At 72.9% G+C, this 3,609-nt stretch carries 3 protein-coding genes and 1 pseudogene; 1 reads left to right on the top strand and 3 read right to left on the bottom strand.

Translation table 11 applies throughout. The features are described from left to right. Positions 1-208 (top strand): annotated as a pseudogene (locus CCR97_RS29020) (hypothetical protein); the annotation flags it as partial. 163 nt (positions 209-371) lie between these two features. On the opposite strand, the gene CCR97_RS29015 reads toward CCR97_RS29020, so the two are convergent. The 3 genes from CCR97_RS29015 to CCR97_RS29005 form a co-directional block, all read right to left on the bottom strand. Beyond that, positions 372-1,448: a DUF2336 domain-containing protein gene (locus CCR97_RS29015; protein ID WP_111360097.1), complete on the bottom strand. Its 1,077-nt coding sequence runs from the start codon at positions 1,446-1,448 to the stop codon at positions 372-374. Between the two features lie 17 nt (positions 1,449-1,465). Further along, the gene (locus tag CCR97_RS29010; protein ID WP_111360096.1) at positions 1,466-1,807 is read right to left on the bottom strand and encodes a PilZ domain-containing protein; all 342 of its coding nucleotides are present in this window, start codon (positions 1,805-1,807) and stop codon (positions 1,466-1,468) included. Between the two features lie 318 nt (positions 1,808-2,125). Further along, the gene (locus CCR97_RS29005; protein ID WP_170146070.1) at positions 2,126-3,208 is read right to left on the bottom strand and encodes a DUF2336 domain-containing protein; all 1,083 of its coding nucleotides are present in this window, start codon (positions 3,206-3,208) and stop codon (positions 2,126-2,128) included. Positions 3,209-3,609: the final 401 nt, after the last annotated feature.

Genomic DNA, 3,609 nt, shown 5'->3' with positions numbered 1-3,609 from the left:
ACCCGCCGCGAAGCCGGCGCCCGCCCAGACGCAGCTCGCCTCCTCGTCGTCGCGCCCGGCGGCGCTCGGCGCCATCCGCCCGACCACCCAGCCGGCACCCGCCGGCCGGGTCGAGGCGAGCGCCGCGCCGGCCGCGGCCGCCTATGCGGGCGGCAGCCTGATGCCCGGCGCCAAGCCGGTGCTGTCGTCGTCGAGCTTCGGCAACTAGCGCTTCGGCGTCGTCGCCGGGCTCGACCCGGCGACCCATCCCGCTACGAAGAACGCTTTTGGATCAAGGTGATGGATACGCGGGTCGAGCCCGCGCATGACGCTCTCATGCGTGGCACGCGATGGAGGCATCGCGTGCCGGTACGAGGCGCGGGGACGCCGCATCACGTCAGCCGGTCGAGCTCCGACCGGCTCGTCGACTTGCGCAGCTTGATGAAGCGGACGACGCGCTGCGCCACCTCGGCGCTCAGCCCGACATAATGCTGGAAGGCGGCGCGCGGGTCGTCGGGCTCGCCGAGCGTCACGGCCAGCACGGCCTTGGCGTCCGACCAGCCGAGCCCGGCCGCCTTGCACAGGATCAGCAGCGCGTCCGCGGACCGCTGGCGGATCAGGTTGCGCACCGCGATCGCCGGCACGTCCGCGACGGCGGCGAGCGCCTCGATCACCGGGCCGCGCTCGCCGCTGCGGGCCTGCTCGCACAGCCGGGCTTTCAGGGCGTCGGGATCGAGCCGGACCGCCGGGCCGTGATGGGCGTGCAGGCGGGCGTGGACGAGCTGGTCGCCGATCGCCGCGATGGCGTGGTCGAGCCGGGTGCGCACCGCCGGATGCGCCGAGGTCGCCAGCCGCCGGCGGACGATCTCGCCGGCGTCGCGCACCATCGTGCAGAACAGGTCGGGCGGCACGTCGGTGCGGCCGGCGAACAGCTCGGCGAGCTCCGCGTCGCCGCAGGCCCGCGCCGCGACAGTCTGCAGCCCGGTCTCCGAGAAGCGGGCGCCCGGATTGGCCGTGACCTTGCGGGTGACGGCGATGTCGCCGCGCTCGACCACGATGTCGGTGACGACCTCGGAGAGATGCCGGCGGGCCGCGATCGCGGCGAGATGGCTCTGGCCCTTGCTGCGCGCGATCTCGACCAGCAGCGCGTCGGTGATGCGCGGGGACTTCTCGAGCACCGGCCCGGCGATGCCGATGTCGTCGTGGCGGGCGAGCCGGCCGATGGTGTCGCGCGGCGCGTTGCCGATCGGGGCGAGCTGCAGCCCGAGCCGGACCAGGGCGTAGCGCTCGACCGTGCCGACGAGCTGCTCCATCACGTCGTCGAACAGGTCGACCTGCTCGTCCCCGATCCGGGTGGACGTCGCCAGGAACAGATCGGTCACCCGGCGCAGCACCTCGCTGCGCCGGTCGGCGCTGCCGTCCGCGAGGACGCTCGACAGCTCTTCGATCAGGGGCACCGCGGCCGGCATGATGATGGTGGTCCAGTTCAGGGCGCGATGGAGGGTCCCAAGGGGCGCCAGGCTTCGAGCGGGGGCAGCGGCGAGCGTGTGTCGACCGCGACGAAGGCGACGCCGACGTGATGGCGGTCGCGCCACACGGCGACGCAGCGCACCCGGAGGCGCCCGGGATCGACGACGAGCTCGAAGACGCCCGGCACCGCAGCCGCATCCGGCACCAGGAGGCAGGCGCCGCCGGCCGAGACGTTGAGGACGGCGCAGGTGGCCGCTGTGTCCCGGTCGACGATCCGGCCGGTGGCGAGGGTGAGATAGCGTGGGTGGCGCCGTTCGTGGCGGATACGCCCGGAGGAGGAGCACGCGAGAGAGGACATTCCGTCGACCCGCTTCGTCGGAGATGCGTGCCCGGGGGTGGGCGGACCGCCGCGATCGTGGCGCCGGACCGGAGCGCTCGCGGAGGTCCCGCCCGACAGGCGGTTTCGGTCGGCGGAAAAGCTAAACTACAACCCTAAATATGGCATTACCAACCAAAGGTATGCAGTATCGGACAGAATGCCTGTAAGGTTAGTCCGGGTTAGTCGAAAGCCGCCACTGGTATGCCGGCCGTAGGGCGCCGCGTCGCCGCGTCGACCAGCGGCTGCCGCACGGCTGCGGCCTCGGAACGGCTGTGGGGAGGGTGGCGGCGCTGCTGCTCACATCATCTTCCGGATGTCGGCCGCAGTCGCCGCCTTGCGCAGGCGGATGAAGCGGACGACGCGCTGGGCCGTCTCGGCGGTCAGGCCCGAGAAGGTGCCGAAGGCGGTGCGCGGATCGCCGGCCGCGCCGGTGGCCGCGAGCAGCACCGCCTTGGTGTCCGGCCAGGCGAGCCCCGCGACCTTGCACAGGATCAGCATCCCCTCCTCGGAGCCCTGCTTGATCAGGCTCTTGATCGCGGCCTCGGGAACCTCGGTGATGTCGGAGAGGGCGGCGATCACGTCGCCGCGCTTGCCGGCGCGCGCCTTGTCGGACAGCGCCTTGAGCTTGTCGGGGGCCGGACTCGCCACCGTGGTGCCGGGCGCCTCCGCCTTGCGGCGAGCATGCAGGAGATGATTGCCGACCGCCGCCATCGCCTGGTCGATGCGCTGGCGCACGCCCGGCTCGTCGCAGCGGGTGAGCCGACGGCGCACCTCGTCGGTGGCGTTCTTCACCAGATCGCGGAACACCTCGTCCGGCACGTCGCCGCGATTGGCGACCAGCACGGCGAGCGACTCGTCGATATGGGCCCGGCCCGCGATGGTGCGGAAGCCGGTCTCGGAGAACTGCGCGCCGCGGTTCGCCGTGACCTTTCGGGTGACGTCGAGATCGGCGCGGTCGATCAGCGCGTCCGTGACCATCACGGAGAGGGCGCGGCGGACCGCGATCGCGGCGAGATGCGCCTGCGGCTTGGTTTCGGCGATGTCGGCCAGCACCGGATCGGGCAGCCGGGTCGAGCGCTCCAGCACCGGGCCGGCGACCGCGATGTCGTCGGAGTGGCCGAGCCAGGCGATGGTGTCGAGCGGCGCATTGGGAAGCGGCGCGAGCTGGAGGCCGAGGCGGATCAGGGAATGCCGCTCCACCGAGCCGACGATCAGCTTCAGGACGGCGTCGAACACCGCGACGTGCTCGTCCCGGAAGCCGCCGGCCTGGGTGAGGAACAGGTCGGTGAGCCGGCGCAGGATCTCGCCGCGGGTCTCGGGCGTGCCCTGGTCCAGGAGGGCGGGCAGATCGGCCAGCAGGGTCTCGGGAACGGCCGTCATGACGCGGCGCCCGAGGCTGCGGGGCGCGGCGGCCGAGGAGTCATGGCACCGGGCGTGGCGCGATCCGGCATGGTGAGGCACCCGGGACGGACGGCGAAGCGCCGGGCTGCAGACGAGACGGCCCCGGACCGGGACCAGCGGGGCGCCGATCCCGGGACGCATCCGAGGCCGACGATCATCGGACTCTAATGCGGAATGGTGAACGGGGTGTAAATTTACCACTAGGACTTGCGGATTAACCCGCGCGCCGGCCCCCCGGGCCGCTCAGAGCGGCGGGATCGTCCAGGCCGACAGGGCCGCCGCCGTGTGCGGCTCGATGCGGGACCGGGCAGGCGGCGCGATCGGGGCTGCCGACATCGCCGGCGCGTCCGGTTCGCCCGGCGCCGCCGGGCCGGCCGGCG

The organism is Rhodoplanes elegans, assembly GCF_016653355.1.
GTDB lineage: Bacteria > Pseudomonadota > Alphaproteobacteria > Rhizobiales > Xanthobacteraceae > Rhodoplanes > Rhodoplanes elegans.
Note: the sequence above shows the minus strand (reverse complement) of the source record. Positions and strands in the feature narration are given on the sequence as shown.